At 36.6% G+C, this 14,962-nt stretch carries 13 protein-coding genes and 1 pseudogene; 4 read left to right on the forward strand and 10 right to left on the reverse strand.

From position 1 onward, the window contains the following. Positions 1–56: 56 nt before the first annotated feature. Positions 57–506 (forward strand): annotated as a pseudogene (locus tag FD33_RS09545) (ATP-binding cassette domain-containing protein); the annotation flags it as partial. 735 nt (positions 507–1,241) lie between these two features. Here FD33_RS09545 and FD33_RS09550 read toward each other — a convergent pair. Further along, positions 1,242–2,240 carry an aldo/keto reductase gene (locus FD33_RS09550; RefSeq protein ID WP_025085730.1) on the reverse strand — a complete coding sequence of 333 codons (999 nt, stop codon included), beginning with the start codon at positions 2,238–2,240 and terminating at the stop codon, positions 1,242–1,244. 91 nt (positions 2,241–2,331) lie between these two features. Further along, positions 2,332–2,976, reverse strand: coding sequence for an endonuclease III domain-containing protein (locus FD33_RS09555; protein WP_025085731.1), 645 nt, complete (start codon positions 2,974–2,976; stop codon positions 2,332–2,334). Positions 2,977–3,128: 152 nt separating this feature from the next. Between FD33_RS09555 and FD33_RS09560 the strand changes: the two genes are divergently transcribed. After that, entirely contained in the window at positions 3,129–3,407 is a 279-nt protein-coding gene (locus FD33_RS09560; RefSeq protein ID WP_025085732.1) for a hypothetical protein, read from the forward strand. Between the two features lie 144 nt (positions 3,408–3,551). Continuing rightward, on the forward strand, positions 3,552–4,829 hold the full coding sequence (locus tag FD33_RS09565; RefSeq protein WP_025085733.1) for an MFS transporter: 1,278 nt from the start codon (positions 3,552–3,554) through the stop codon (positions 4,827–4,829). Positions 4,830–4,873: 44 nt separating this feature from the next. Here FD33_RS09565 and pcp read toward each other — a convergent pair whose 3' ends face one another. The 8 genes from pcp to FD33_RS09605 form a co-directional block, all read right to left on the reverse strand. Then, positions 4,874–5,521 carry a pyroglutamyl-peptidase I gene (gene pcp, locus FD33_RS09570; RefSeq protein WP_025085734.1) on the reverse strand — a complete coding sequence of 216 codons (648 nt, stop codon included), beginning with the start codon at positions 5,519–5,521 and terminating at the stop codon, positions 4,874–4,876. A 15-nt stretch (positions 5,522–5,536) separates the two neighbouring features. Then, the gene (locus FD33_RS09575; protein ID WP_025085735.1) at positions 5,537–6,454 is read right to left on the reverse strand and encodes a DUF979 domain-containing protein; all 918 of its coding nucleotides are present in this window, start codon (positions 6,452–6,454) and stop codon (positions 5,537–5,539) included. A 17-nt stretch (positions 6,455–6,471) separates the two neighbouring features. Next, on the reverse strand, positions 6,472–7,077 hold the full coding sequence (locus FD33_RS12700; RefSeq protein ID WP_034544290.1) for a DUF969 domain-containing protein: 606 nt from the start codon (positions 7,075–7,077) through the stop codon (positions 6,472–6,474). Beyond that, the gene (gene cls, locus FD33_RS09585) at positions 7,078–8,544 is read right to left on the reverse strand and encodes a cardiolipin synthase (RefSeq protein WP_025085737.1); all 1,467 of its coding nucleotides are present in this window, start codon (positions 8,542–8,544) and stop codon (positions 7,078–7,080) included. Positions 8,545–8,656: 112 nt separating this feature from the next. Further along, entirely contained in the window at positions 8,657–9,352 is a 696-nt protein-coding gene (locus tag FD33_RS09590; protein WP_025085738.1) for a zinc metallopeptidase, read from the reverse strand. Positions 9,353–9,358: 6 nt separating this feature from the next. Beyond that, positions 9,359–9,808 carry a hypothetical protein gene (locus FD33_RS09595; RefSeq protein WP_025085739.1) on the reverse strand — a complete coding sequence of 150 codons (450 nt, stop codon included), beginning with the start codon at positions 9,806–9,808 and terminating at the stop codon, positions 9,359–9,361. Positions 9,809–10,296: 488 nt separating this feature from the next. Next, positions 10,297–13,053 (reverse strand): YhgE/Pip domain-containing protein, encoded by a 2,757-nt coding sequence (locus tag FD33_RS09600; RefSeq protein WP_193322452.1) that lies wholly within the window; start codon positions 13,051–13,053, stop codon positions 10,297–10,299. Between the two features lie 37 nt (positions 13,054–13,090). Further along, positions 13,091–13,846, reverse strand: coding sequence for an alpha/beta hydrolase (locus FD33_RS09605; protein WP_025085741.1), 756 nt, complete (start codon positions 13,844–13,846; stop codon positions 13,091–13,093). A gap of 62 nt (positions 13,847–13,908) precedes the next feature. Here FD33_RS09605 and FD33_RS09610 point away from each other — a divergent pair, with 62 nt between their 5' ends. Then, positions 13,909–14,610, forward strand: a complete 702-nt coding sequence (locus FD33_RS09610) for a ribonuclease H family protein (protein WP_025085742.1) — start codon at positions 13,909–13,911, stop codon at positions 14,608–14,610. Positions 14,611–14,962: the final 352 nt, after the last annotated feature.

Raw genomic sequence — 14,962 nt, forward strand, 5'->3', positions numbered from 1 at the left:
GATTTATTCATTATACCCTCTCTTAAAAGTTGTCTCAGGAATCAGCTTACATCCAAGTTTATGTTGATAAAATTGATGTGACAGGTGATTGGCAAAAAGCTCACGACAGTTTCAGCTATGTAAATCAGAAACCATTCATTTTTGATGATACGTTGAAATTCAATATTTCTTTGGGGAGAAAAGTAACTGATTCTGAAATGGAAGAAGCGGTTGAAAAATCAGGATTATTTAGTTTAGTTGGGGAAAAAGGATGGGATTATCAAGTTGGTGAGAATGGAGCCAATCTTTCTGGTGGTCAGATTCAAAGAATTGAAATTGCACGTGCCTTACTTTCCAAACGACCAATCCTGTTGGCAGATGAAGCAACTAGTGCTTTGGACCCAGAATTGTCATTGGCAATCCACAATACAATATTGAAAAATCCTCAAATTGCGGTTATTGAAGTCGCACATAAAATCTCTGAACAAGAGAAGTCTATGTTTGATCGTATAATTCAATTTGAGTGATAAAAATCTTTTGTATTTAAAACAAATAATAGCAGGTAATCAAATTACGGTTCTTTCTTAAATTTGGTTGTAGCTAAATACCAACTAATATGGTTGAAATATGCCGTCGTCCGCAAAAAATCTGTGGGCCACTGGAACGTGGTGGACACAACTTCAAGCTAATAATTCCGCACTTTGTGCGAAATCATGGATCTTGAAGCTCGGTCTTTTACTAACCTTGCTACGCAAGCTAAGTAAAATTGCACCACTGAGGGCCCACAAATTTTTTACTACCGATTGGTTCCTTAGTTCTAGTATTGTGGATATTTTAGTATTTTTAATCTACGAATATAGAAATTAAATCAAAAGAACGGCCTCAATTAAGTATTCAAGATATATCTTCTACTTGAATTTCTTAATTGAGGCCGTTTCGTCTTATTAGACTAAATTATTTTACAAAATTACATGTTAAACATACTTAGCTCAAGAAAAATAATTGAAATATTATTTAGTCTGGAGTAAGAATTGGAAATGTGTTCAGCTATGACGTTATTGTTAGCGGCTTCGCCGCTTACAATAAGGCTGATCTTGGAGATCCATAATTTTGCCGAAGGTGAAATTATTAGCTTCAAGTCATGCCCATAGCGTTCCAACACATTTCCAATTCTTGCGGAAGACGGGAATTTAAGCACATTTACACTTTAACCAAATTTGAGCAAGAACCAAATTATGATTACCTGCTATTATTTTTCTTTTCTATTGAAGAATGTTTGTGATAGCTGATACTTCATCACTACTGAAATCAAGATTATCTAGTGCTTTGAGATTGTCATCTAAATGATCAATGTTAGTTGTTCCAATGATGACACTGGCAACTACAGGATCTCTTAATAACCATGCTAGTGCTAATTGACTAAGTGTTTGGTTACGACTTTGAGCGATGTCGTTAAGCTTATTTAGTTTTTTAACTAGAGCATCTTTACCATCTGCAAAGAGTTCCTCGTTAGTAGGATGGATCTTGAAACTTTCAGGAATACCGTTAAGATATCTATCTGATAATAATCCTTCGGATAGAGGTCCATAAGCAATAGCACCGGCACCAGCATCTTTAAGGACGTCGATTAGACCACTATCTTCAACATGATGATTCAAGATATTCATGCTCATTTGATCCAAAACAAATGGTGTGCCTAATTCTTTAAACATCTTAATAGCTTGTTTCATTTCAGGAACTTCGAAATTGGAGACTCCAACATATAGAGCTTTACCAGATTTGACAATATCATCTAAGGCTCTGACGGTTTCTTCGACTGGAGTTGTATCGTCATAACGGTGAGCGTAGAAAATATCAACATAGTCTAGTTGAAGTCTTTCTAGAGAACCATCAATATCTTGTAACAATGATTTTCTTGAAGTCCCAACACCATAAGGGCCATCGTGGATTTCATAACCGGCCTTAGTTGAGATAACTAATTCGTCACGGTATGGTTTCAAGTCACTGTTTAAAATTTGCCCCAACAATGTCTCGGAACTGCCTAAACCATCTTTAGTGCCGTCGCCATAATGGTTAGCAACATCGAAATGGAAAACACCTTTGTCAAAGGCGTGCAAAATAACTTGTTTACGTTCGCTCAATGGATCAGCACTACTGAAGTGATGCCAGAGTCCAAGTGAGATTGGTGGCAACATCAAACCAGTTTTACCAGCATGGCGAATATGGTTTCCTTGATAACGACTATCTGAAGCTCTATACATAGAATCATCCTTTCGTAAAAAAAACTCATTAGCTCAATAATATGTCATTGGAAACGTTTACGCAATGATAAGAAAAATATAAAGAAATGAATTATTTACTAGTATGGAGCGTTAAATATGGTAAACGTAATTGATAATCGTCGAAGAAGTCACTTTTGAGTTTTCCAAATTCATCAATCAAAGCATGGAGTTCTTCAGCTTGCTTGGATGTTAATTTGAAATCTCGTTCAACGGCATTTTTCAATTGCATGTAAGTTGGTTTTTCAGTGAAAGTATGTAAATGACGGAATAACTTCATGGAATAATTGTCAGCAACAAAGGTTGGACGATGAAAGTAGTAGAGTAGTAAGACATCGGCCGTCTCATTACCAACGCCTTTGAGAGCGACCAATCGTTTACGTAATAAGTTGGTAGGGAGTTTCTCCCAATCAGCAAAATCATTTCGATAGGCCGTCAGTAGCGACCGTAAGTAGATGGCCTTATTATGAAAGAAGCCACTAGGTTGAATCAATTCTTGCAACCGGTCTTGTGGTACAGCCAGCATTTTATCGACTTCAAAGTTGGTTGCTTGTTTGAGATTAGCTAACGAACGATCGGCGTTTTTCCAGTTAGTATTTTGAATCAAGATCATACCAGTTAACATTTCTTCAGTATTTTCAGCGGGCCACCAGTTTTGCTCGCCTAATTTTTGATGCAGAATATCTAATAAATCATATATCGTAATTTGTTTGTACAAAGTGAGTATCCCCCTAAACGTTATTATCCACTTGATAGCTAAATTTGTCCGAAATTACTTCTTGGAGACGTTTTCATAGACATATGGTTTTATTTCAGAAAATAAATTGTGTTATCATATTTATCGCTGAGTTAATTACAGGGGGTGTAATTATGTTAGGGACAATTTTTGTGATTGGTTCAATAGCCTCCTTGATTCTTGAGAAATATGTTTTAGCAAATAATTCACATATATGGTTAGGAGCTATTGTGCCGGTATTATCAATTGGATTCATCATCTGGTTGATGTTATCTAGCCTAATGCAATTCAACGCTACAAATATTCTACTTGCGATCATCTACGTATCGTTAAGTTTCATTTTCTGGGGACAAGGGAATGATTTGTATCATCAAAGAGTCGTTCGTGAAGTTTATGAATCAAGTAATTTGTAATAAGAAGTTCTAAGTGAAGAGTAAATTCTTTACTTAGAACTTTTTTTTGCTAGATTTGCTTCGAATTTAGCAAAATGTTTATTAAACATTGTGATATACTAATTTAATTAGAAATAATTTAATAATTAAATTCGAGGCTATCTTATGTATAAGAGACTCTTCAATCAATTAAATAAAATTTTATTAGTAAAGTTTGCGGGAACTTTTGGTAGTGAAATGCTACAATTTGCAATCAGCCTTTATATTTTGAAACGTACTGGTTCCGCTCTTAGTATGGGAGTTTCGTTGATCACAGGTCCACTTGTTGATGTCGTTATAATGCCTTTTGTCGGATACATCGTTGATACAGTACCCCATAAAATGATAATGATAGTGTCACAAATCGTTACTAGTGTTTCGTTATTAGTATTCAGCCTCTGTTTCAATTTGTGGCCTGCGGGATACTTTTACATTCTGATCGGATTAATTATTATGTTGGAAATTACAGATTGTCTTCTGAGCACAACAATTCAATCCAGCTTAATTCAACTTTTTCCTAGTGATGAATTACAAAAAGTTAATTCATTAAGTCAGTCAATTACCTCATTAGCAGAGTTCTTGGCACCAATTTTAGGCGCGATGCTTTATACAATGGTCAATATCGTGGTATTTGCTGACTTAGAAATTATTTTTGAAGTAATTGCTTTATTGGGAATTTTAGTCTTGAAATTTGACTATAAGAAAACTGAAAAAATAGTGGATGAGGAAGCTTCTGAGGAAACTGCTAATAAGACTTCAATAATAGGAAACTTTTTAGATGGTTTCCGTTATATGTTGAAGCAAAAATTGATTTTTATTTTAACCTTATCCTCTGGAGCTTTGAATTTTTTCTTTGCGTCCATGAATATCGGTTATCCATACTTGTTAGTTAAGACGTTGAAGTTATCAAACGTACAATATGGTATGACTGATTCCGCGATGGCTGTCGGAATGATACTTGGCGGTTTGATTTTAAGCAAAATTCATCTACGCTTCAATACAATCATGTTTTCTTATGTAGCGTTGATAGTCTTTTCCATTATTGTGTCATCAGTCGGATTATCGACAATAACGAACTTCAAGGCTCAAGTCATCACGATTATTTTTATCATTATCAATGCAACTAATGGCTGTTTGTTAACATTCATGAATACACCGCTAGATACCTTCTTACAAGAGACTGTACCACCAGATATGCAAGGACGAGTGTTCAATATAGATGAGACTTTGAGTACTGTCTTGATGCCTCTTGGAACGATGTTCTTTGGTGTATTGTTTGACCATTATAACGCCGTTATAATATTCTTTGCGGCAGGGGCAGCTATGTTATTGTTGGCAATAGTCACAATTTGGATAATTTTGAAGAAGGACTATTTGAAGAATCAAGGCACTATTAATAATTAAAAAAAGCGACTAACTCGATTTCAGTTAGTCGTTTTTTTGTGCTTTTAATTCAAACTACCACCGATAACTTCAATATCACCTTTACCATCGCATTCAACAATGGCTGTAATAGCGGCAGTGATTCCTTTAACATCGTCAGCTAATGAAAGAGAAGGCGTTTCAGGACGATTCAAAACTTGATTAGGCAAGAATGGAATGTGCATGAAACCAGCCTTTAAATCAGGGAATTCCTTGTCAATCATATATTGAACTTGATACATGATGTGGTTGCAGACGTAGGTTCCAGCAGTTGTGGAAACTTGACTAGGAATTCCAGCTTCGATAATGGCCTGTGCCATAGCCTTAACGGGCAATTGTGTGAAATAGGCATTTTGTCCGTCTTCATGAATTGGTTGGTTACGGGGTTGGTAACCAGCATTATCTTTAATTCGACCATCGTCGAAATTGATAGCAACTCTTTCAGGGGTCAAAGCGTAACGACCGCCAGCTTGGCCAATGTCCAAAACGTAATCGGGCTTATTATCAAGAATAGCTTGATGAACGACTTCAGCACATTTGTTGAAGATAGTTGGAATCTCTACTTTAATAATTTCAGCACCAGCGATTGTATCGGGTAATTTCTTTACAGCCTCAATAGCAGGATTAATTTTGTCAGTGCCAAAGGGATCAAAACCAGTTACAAGAATTTTCATAATAAAACTTCCTCCTTAAAATGCTAAAAAGTACATTAATATAATTTGAACGACTAATAGAGTTAGTGCAATTGGATATTGTTGCTTGATGACGCCTAGATTATCTTTCATTTCTAGCAATGCTACAGGTAAAGAATTGAAATTAGCAGCCATTGGTGTCATTAAGGTACCACAATAACCAGATGTCATACCTAATGCAGCAACTACAGCGGGGTTACCGCCCTGAGCTACAACAAAGGGAATACCGATTCCAGCTGTAATAACAGCAAAGGCAGCAAAAGCATTTCCCATTACCATGGTGAAGATCACCATAGCAACACAATAAAGAATTACTCCTAAGAGATGATTACCTGCTGGAAAGACACCGGAAATGGCTTTGGAAGTGACATCACCAACACCAGAAGCAGTAAAAATCACTCCTAAGGTAGCCAATAATTGTGGCAATATACCAGCGGTTCCGACAGAACGGACCATTCTTTCACTATCATGATAAGTAGTTTTAGCATCGGTTTTAGATATGATCATAGCAATAATCAAAGCAATTACTGAAGCAATGCCGATTCCGACTTGACCACCTAATTTAGTGAATTGACTAATTAGAATAGAGAAGATAGCTAAAACAACGCTGGGAAAAAAGAGCCAGGCTCCTAAACGTTTAGCTGATTTTTCGGCAACTTCTTTGTTAACTTCTTTGAGTTTACCGACTTTGATTTGTTTGAGTAAAGAAAGTATACCAACAAAAACAATTAAAAGGCCGATAACAAGATTAGGTAAATATTTTCCAACGGCAAAAATGATTCCCATAATTAACCAGAACAATCCAGTACCAATACGAGCAGAATTATCTTTGTCACGAAATGATTCGATGCTGGCGAAGACCATAATCAAACCAATTAGAACGTAGAAGATTTCTAGAATATTATTAACATTCATATGTTTAACCTCGCTTATTAGATTTCAAATTGTTTATCAAAACGTCTGTTGTAATAGGCGGTAATTAAAAACGTAATGACAGCCATTGGAATTGAATAAAGTACAATGTTGGCTGGTGTGGCAGTATAACCAAGTGATTTCATAGTACTAGACATTAAAAGGACACCACTTGAAGCGATGAATAAATTTTGTGAGAAAAAGTTACCAAAGTTATCAGTTGCGGCAGCTCGAGCTTTGATCAAATCAACTTGTTTATCAGTTAAAGGTTTTTTGACACTAGCAGCAGCCTGAGCCATGGGATTGATCAAAGGACGGATGAATTGAACCTGACCAGAAAGCGCGATACCCATAGCATCAGTAATTTCCCGAATTGCTAAATAAAGATTGAATATTTTTCCTGCGGAAAGGTTTTTGATTTTACTAATACCATTGACAGCAGCCTGTTTCAAACCGTGGCTTTCGACAACGCCAATCATTGGTAGAGTGAGGAAGAATAGCGAAACCATACGATTATCCATGAATCCTTTTCCGAGAATTGTCAGTACGTGAGTTATAGACATACCAGAAACTAGTCCGGTTGCCAGAGCAGCGGCGACAACAACGGCTACGGTGTCTAATTTAATTTAGAGAATAGGTGATAACAAACGGGAGAATCGTTGTTTGAAATGTAGCCACATTCCTTGTTCTTTAATGATTTCTGGTGTTAATAATAATGAATCTTTCATATCATTTTCAAACGAACGGGCAATTTGGTGAGCTACTTTAGCATCATAGATAAAAGCGTTGGCCTCGAAGTTTAATGAGTAACTTCTGAAATCATGATTCATTGAGCCAACGGAACAAATCTTGCCATCAAAGACAGAAGTCTTAGCATGTAAGAATCCCTTTTGGTAGCTGTAAATCTTGATACCATAAGTGGTTAACAAGTTAGCATAGTATTGCGTTGCACGATAAATGAAGGGATGATCAGGCATACATGGAATCATGATTCTGACATCGACTCCTGAGCGGGCAGCAATAGTTAGAGCGGTAAACATCGCATCGTCTGGTACCAAGTAAGGTGATTGAATCCAAACACTCTTCTTAGCACTGACAATCATATCAATAAAGCCGTCTTTTAAGATCTCTTCACGGCTATCGGGACCATCAGAAATAATCTGAATTGGTAAGTTAGCGTCAGAATTAAATTTATCAGATGGAAAGTATTTTTCTAAGAAAGCTAATGGTTCGGCGTTACGATCTAGTGAAGCATTCCAGTCACGGAAAAACCTCTCTTGTAATAAGAGGGTAGCGGCACCAAAAATTCTGGAATGGGTATCACGCCAATAACCAAATTTTTCAGTCGTATTGACGTATTGGTCACCAACGTTGAAACCACCGATCCAACCAGTTGTACCATCGATAACAACAATCTTTCGGTGCAAGTGATAGTTCAAACGAGTTTTGGCGATGACGTTTTTAGAAGTGATAAAAGGTAAAACTTCTCCACCAGCAGCTTGAAATTTCTTGAAGTATTTTGGTTTAGTACCACCAGACCCCCATGGGTCATAGAGAATACGAACTTCCAATCCTTCTTTAGCTTTTTGTGTTAAGAGATCGAGAAATTTGTCTCCAATGTCACTCTTAATAAAAGCATAGTATTCGACATGGACGGTCTCTTTAGCTTGACGGATGTCCTCGAACATACCTTTGAACTTTTCCTGTCCATCAAAATAAAGTTTGATCTCGTTGTGACGAGTTAACGGTGCTTCTTCAGTTTCATTGAAGAATCTTATTATATGGTCCGCATAATGCGTCTCATCATAACGTGAGGCGTTCTGAGGACGCTTTTGAGCAGCAATGGCCATTCTTTTCAGTTGGCTTAAACTATAGTGCTCTTGTTTACTGATATTAAATATCTTTTCTTGAGCAATCCCACGTCCCAGAAATGCATAGATAAGGAACCCCAAAATTGGTAGTAGAACAAGAACTAAAATCCAAGCCCAAGTAGTAACGATATTACGAGGTCTATGGAAAACAGTAATAAGTGCGGATATAGTATTGACTGTTAGAATTATGAGAATTAGCCAGATGATCCAAGTATCAATCATAAAATAAATTCCCCTCTATTTATTTATAAAGAAAGTTTACTTCAAAATACTAATAAAATCTAATTATTGAATATAATTTGGTAATAAAAAAAGCCGCTTTCGCGACTTTTACTTAATTTCTGTTATCACCGAAAATCAGAATTAAACGTAATAGTTGTAGGGCAGTTGAGATAACAGCGGCCACATAAGTTAAAGCAGCGGCGAAAAGAACTTGTTTGACCATTGGTACTTCGTCACTATCGACGAGTGTACTGGAGCTTAAGATCTTTACGGCACGACCTGAAGCATTGAACTCAACTGGTAGAGTAACTACTTGGAACAAAACAACTAAAGCGAATAACCAAATTCCGATTTGAATCAAGGTTTGATTTGCGCCCAAGATAACACCTAATAGAATAATTGGGATTGAAAAGTTGGATCCAAGATTTACAGCAGGAACCAAAGCTGATCTCAATCTCATAGGGGCGTAACTTGTTTGGTCTTGAATGGCATGTCCACACTCATGGGCTGCCACACCGATAGCTGCAACAGAAGTTGAATCGTAAGTAGATTCAGAAAGATTTAACGTTTTATTAGTAGGGTTGTAGTTATCGGTTAACTTACCACTAACTCTTTGAATTTGAACGTTTTGAAGCCCAGCATTATCAAGAATAAATCTAGCAGCATCAGCACCACTAGTTCCGTGGTGACTAGGAACTTCATCATACTTCTTGAAATTATGATTTACATACCATGATGCCCATAAACTGATAACAAGACCAATAATTATCAGGAGGTAGCTGGGACCAAAGAAACCATATGTATACATATATTGTTAACTCCTCTTTAATAACTTTTTGTTAAAGATAGTATAACCATTATTTGTGAAGTTTTCTTGAACTAGGTGGTCCAAGTCGTTAATTTCAATATCTGTCAATAAGATTTGATCACGTAAGAAGATGAGTAATCGATCCGAGATTTCTTTCTTTTCAGCATCACTTAGATCTTTGAAAGTTATCATCAACGCTGCCGAATGTTTCTCCAAATCAAGGTCACTAAGACTGATCAAAGCTGAAATCTGTTTGGCATCCTTCTTTTGAATAAACCAGTAAATGCCATCATTTTTCATGATAACTTTAGCGGTATTAGAGATATATTCGGTTGTAGGGTCGATGTCCTCATCTAGAAACTCGCTAACTTCTTTTAAATTGAAGCGACTGGGAAAGTCCCAGCAGAAGTTATTTGTGATAAAAGGTCGATAATCGCGCATTTTTTGGTTTGTCATTAAAAAATTTCATACGGTGGTTGGTCGTATTACTTATCCCTCCCTTTTTTTTCTTATTGTGGTTTGTGGTTCTTTTTGGGAATAACCATTGTTCTATGTTTAATAGTGGAAACGAGCTCCGCAGGCCAGATTCTTGTGCTTTGCCTGACTTCACGAACTATCTGCTACGCAGCTAATTAGCAAAGTCCTGCAAATGCTCGGAATCTAAGCAGGCTTGCTGTGCTCTCTATTTGAAACGAGCTCCGCAAGGGCAACCTCTTCCGGTTTGCTACAGTATTGAAATTGCCCGCATGGTGCGCGTGCGATTCCAATACTTAGGCAAATCCTCGGAGGCTAATCGCCCTTGCTCCGCTCTCTTATTCTGAAATGAGCTCCACAGGCCAATTTCTTCCGGTTTGCTACAGTACCAAAATCGCCCGCCAAGTACGCGTGCAATTCTGATACTTAGGCAAATCCTCGGAAATTCCCAGGCCTGCTCCGCTCTCTTATTAGATAATCATGCTCTTCTTAGCACTCTTATGTAATCGATGCATAAATGGCTTCAATGGTTCTGTACATAGTAATCCTAACAGATAGAATCCAATTCCGAATGCTAACAATATAATAATATCTTTGGTTGCATTAGGCCAATATATTCCACCAACGGCTTCTCTTATTAGATTTACCGCATATGTAAATGGTAGATATGGATTGATTACTCGGAAGAATCCATCTGATAGTACTACTGGGAAGTTTCCTCCGGCTCCGGAGATCGATAGCACCAGGATGATAATTCCTAATCCTTTTCCGACGGTTCCGAACATCTGGACTAATGAATATAGTATCGAAATGAAGACGAAACTTACTAGCATACAGAAGACAATTAACCATATCTTCTCTTTGGTATAAGCATGCAAGATAAATAGATTTCCTAGAGCTGCGGAGATTGCTTGTAATTGGTTTAAGAAACCAAAGGTTAAGTAACGACCGTTGAATCTTTGCTTGAATGTATAGAGATACTTTTGCTTATCATCTAATTTAAAGTGGACAGTGAAGACACTGGATAGTAATAGTGCTCCAACCCAAATACAGAGGGCTAAGTAGAATGGCGCACTGGCTGATCCGTAATTTGGTACGTCATAGAGATTGTCTTGCTTTAATTTGACTGGATTAGAGAAGAAATCTGATTCTTTGTTGGCATCGGATTTCATTAATCTAATAATAGCTCCGAGGTCGACGTCTTTCTTGCCTTTCTTCAACAAGGTAGCGGAATGGTGAATATCTTTCTTCAATTGTGGCCAATCATTTTCGGCAAAATCGTTAGCAGTCGATAGTGCTTGTTCTAATTCTGGTGTCTTGGAGTTAACTAGATTTAAAGTAGTAGTTAACTCATTTTCAATTGATGGCAATTCATATTGAACGAAGAAAGTAGCTTTGGCTAATTTGTTCTTCAAAGTTGGATAATCATTGTCATAGAAATCATTTAGTAAGCCGATTCCAGTAACGATATTAGTCATATTACCGTTCAATAATTGGTTAGCATCGTGAATTTCATTACCAACAGCAGGCAATTGTTTTTGATACTTTTGAAGGTAACTTAAAGCGGTGTTCAAAATTCCTTCAGTATTGTTCAAGAGTCCTGGAATTGTTGGAATAATATCAGTGTTGAAAGTTCCTAGTGTAGAACTAAGTTCTTTTAAGAAACTGTTGATATCAGTAACGATTGTTGAAACTGAATCCATAATGTTGATGTTCTTGATTGTATTGACGCCATCAGCTACTTGATTTGCATGTGTTTGTAAATCGGTTAGCTTACTTTGTAATTCGGAAGTATCTAAACTGTCATAGTTATTCAAAATATCATTAGCTTTTGTAGCTAAGGTATCGTTCAACGTAGCTAAATCATTTAGATGTTGAATAGGTCTGTCGAGTAGAGTCAACTTATCTTTACCTAATTGTTCAGCTAGACGGTTGAAGAAGTTTTGGAGATTAGTTAAAGCCGAAGCAACTTGACGACTGACTTTTGCCAAATGGGTTGAGTCAGTAGCAATGTTTTGAATAACAGTCTTCAATTGTTCTTTCAATTGTTGATTAGTTGGATCTTCTTTGATCTTGTCGATTAAAGTATTGATCATCTCGGCAGAAGTACTGATTTGCTTACCAAGGTTGTAAACCATTGATAAACCAGTATCGATGGTTGTCTTGATAACGGGTAAAGCTTGTTGAATCTTAGGAATTAGTTCAGAAGTTGTTTTGTCAGTAGCATTTTTAGCGTCTTCACCTAATTTTTGAACTTCAGGCATAACGTTTTGAACCTTCTGAATAACTTCCAATCCGTTTTGAACTTGAGTGATGCTGGAGCTCATTAAGCTGGAAATCTTACCAAAGTCTGTATCTACTTCGTTGATTTGAGTACCAGCATTTTGAATTTCAGGAATCTTATTCTTGAGTTGTTTGGCAGCAGTTCCACCAACATCGGCTAATGGCAAAATATTATTAACATTAACTAATTTGTTAGCATCCTCATTTAATAGTGGCAAATATCCATACATGTCGTTGACTTGATTCAATTTTTGATTCAAGTTAGGTACTAGGGTATTAGCCTTTTGAACTTTGTCCATAATGTCCTGTAATTCGGGGAGATTATCATCAGTTGTGACTAATAAGGATTCGAATCGTCTTAACATTGGAAGGTTATCTTTAATATCCATTCCTGACTTGTTCAAAGCTTGTGTAATAGTTTTACTGATAGTTCCCACGAATTCAGAAGAAATTGTATTTTGTAAAGTCGTCGCCCCAGATTGAGTCAATTTCGGGGCTATCGCATTGATTTTCTGATTTACCTTAAAGACCAGCTTCGGTTTTTTAATAGTTCCAGATAAGAAGCTGATAATGTCCTTAGAAAAAGTTTTTGGAATGTAAATTCCAGCGTAGTAAGAACCATCTTTGACACCTTGGTCTAATTCCTTTTTGGAGTTGACAAAAGTCCAACCTAGTTTATGATTCTTTTTAAGGTTGTCGATTAGTTGATCACCAATTTCAATTTTTTGACCTTGTACTTCGACTGGCGCATCGTCTGAATAAACAGCAACCTTTAGACCACTGGTGTTAGAGTAGGGGTCCCATAGGGCCCAAACGTTAAACCAACAGTATAAACACGGTAAAATAACCAGAGCCAGCATCAATAAAGTTGCGGGTTTGGATTTTAATGTCCTCTTTAAATCTAATTTAAATAATTCCCAAGCTTTGATAGAAATCCCCTCCAAATCTCTGTTAAAACTGTAGTAATGTAATTATATAACGTTATGACAGCGGATTATAATAAATAAACCCGTTGACCATTTTTAGAATCTCTGAATCATCGTGAAGCATTGAGTGTTCTGCATTAGAGCCCTTAATAAGATATTCGGTGTATTCTTTTACTCGCGGTTTGAGAATGTAAGAAATAGACTTGGCAGATGTAACGGAAATGTATTTATCACTATTAGAGTGATCGCCGACATTTCCAAAAATGTTCAAAACGCGTAAATCGTCTGAGATACTTTTTTCATTCATAAAAATTCTAAAGTAGGTTGGACTCATAAAAGCCGGACGTCCATTTGGTTTGATTCGGTTGATGTTGGGAAGATCTCCCAAACCAATAATCCCGTTGAACGGTGCAGCAATGAGTACTAATTTTTTCAACCTAGGCATGTAGGGACGCATTTTTTCTTTCAAATTAACCAGTACTAATGAAACAGCACCCAGAGAATGACCAATTGCATCATAAGTTGTGAATTCATGTTCTAAGCGTAAGTTAAATAATAGCTTGGTTAACCAATATGCCATTTGGTTACTGCCAATCCATTTATTTTGAAAAACAACTTGAACAATAGGATGTTCATCCTCAGTCCAAACTCCCTCATATGTGACCTTTCCCTTCCAATCAATGATTGCTTTGAGAAATTGGTCCTTCTGTTTACCGTTACATTTTAAAGCAGATTCAATCATTTTCTTAGTCGTATAGTCTCCACCACGAAAACCGTGGATGTAGAGAATCGGCCATTGCCCTTTTTTCATAAATTCACCCCAACAAGATATTATTATATAATTATTATTGAGAAAAATTAACCAAATGAGGTATGACATTGCAAAAATATTATGCAGTACGACGTGGTAAGAAGCCTGGAATTTATCTAACCTGGGCAGACTGTAAGGCTCAAGTCGATGGTTTCACCGGAGCTAGATATAAAAGTTTTCCCGATAAGGCACAAGCACAAGCCTTTATTGATGGAAAAGATTCCTATAACAATAGTAGAAAAACAACAACAAAAAAATCTACTAATAAGGTTTCCAATATTGAAGATTTTGACATCGTTATTTATACCGACGGTGGGTCCAGAAATCATGGTAACTTTAAAGGTGGTCATGTGAAAGATTCTGATAAAGCCGCTTGGGCTTATCATATCAACAATAATGGCCAGATATATGAAGGAACTGGTGGAGAATTTGGAGCGACAAATAATCGCATGGAGATAATGGCCCTAATTCAGAGTATTAAACGATTAAATGAGCTTAAAATCAACCAACAAAATGCGATATTTGTCTTAGATTCACAGTACGTTCTCAACGCCATTACTCAAAATTGGCTTAATGGTTGGAAGAGAAGAGGTTTTAAAAAAGCTGACGGTAGTACGCCGGTAAATGTCGAATTGTGGCGTGAATTGGATCAACTTTTGCCAACTGTTCCTAAGAAAACTTTTGAGTGGACTAAAGGACATGCAACCAATGTAGGGAACAACCGTGTCGATGCTTTGTTAAATGAAACAATGGATAAAATGTAGAATCTAAATAATAAATAAGAACAGTATCTATTAAGAGATATTCAAGTACATAACATATGTTGAATATTTAATGGAAGCTGTTCTTTTTGTTTGGGAACTACTTTGTAGACCTCACAGACACAGGAAGTTCTTCATTGAAGGGATGGTGTTCGTTAAATTATATTAATTATAAATTTGATAATAACTGAGCCAATGCTTATTTGAAAGTAGATATAAGTGCTTAATTAAGAGCAAACAGTTAAACTTAAATTAAGCACTTACATCCGCATGAATAGTGCTTAATTATTTTTTTAGTGCGACGAATTTACAATTGAAGTGCAACGAGTAAGAAGAAAATAAAAAAGAACTCATA

This window comes from Companilactobacillus paralimentarius DSM 13238 = JCM 10415, from assembly GCF_001434985.1.
Lineage (GTDB): Bacteria > Bacillota > Bacilli > Lactobacillales > Lactobacillaceae > Companilactobacillus > Companilactobacillus paralimentarius.

Coding starts and splice junctions, on each gene's coding strand:
- pcp (WP_025085734.1), bottom strand. CDS start 5,521: ATGAAAATTCTTGTAACTGGTTTTGATCCCTTTGGCACTGACAAAATT.
- FD33_RS09575 (WP_025085735.1), bottom strand. CDS start 6,454: ATGAATGTTAATAATATTCTAGAAATCTTCTACGTTCTAATTGGTTTG.
- FD33_RS09560 (WP_025085732.1), top strand. CDS start 3,129: ATGTTAGGGACAATTTTTGTGATTGGTTCAATAGCCTCCTTGATTCTT.
- FD33_RS09550 (WP_025085730.1), bottom strand. CDS start 2,240: ATGTATAGAGCTTCAGATAGTCGTTATCAAGGAAACCATATTCGCCAT.
- FD33_RS09590 (WP_025085738.1), bottom strand. CDS start 9,352: ATGTATACATATGGTTTCTTTGGTCCCAGCTACCTCCTGATAATTATT.
- cls (WP_025085737.1), bottom strand. CDS start 8,544: ATGATTGATACTTGGATCATCTGGCTAATTCTCATAATTCTAACAGTC.
- FD33_RS09565 (WP_025085733.1), top strand. CDS start 3,552: ATGTATAAGAGACTCTTCAATCAATTAAATAAAATTTTATTAGTAAAG.
- FD33_RS09605 (WP_025085741.1), bottom strand. CDS start 13,846: ATGAAAAAAGGGCAATGGCCGATTCTCTACATCCACGGTTTTCGTGGT.
- FD33_RS09610 (WP_025085742.1), top strand. CDS start 13,909: ATGACATTGCAAAAATATTATGCAGTACGACGTGGTAAGAAGCCTGGA.
- FD33_RS09595 (WP_025085739.1), bottom strand. CDS start 9,808: ATGACAAACCAAAAAATGCGCGATTATCGACCTTTTATCACAAATAAC.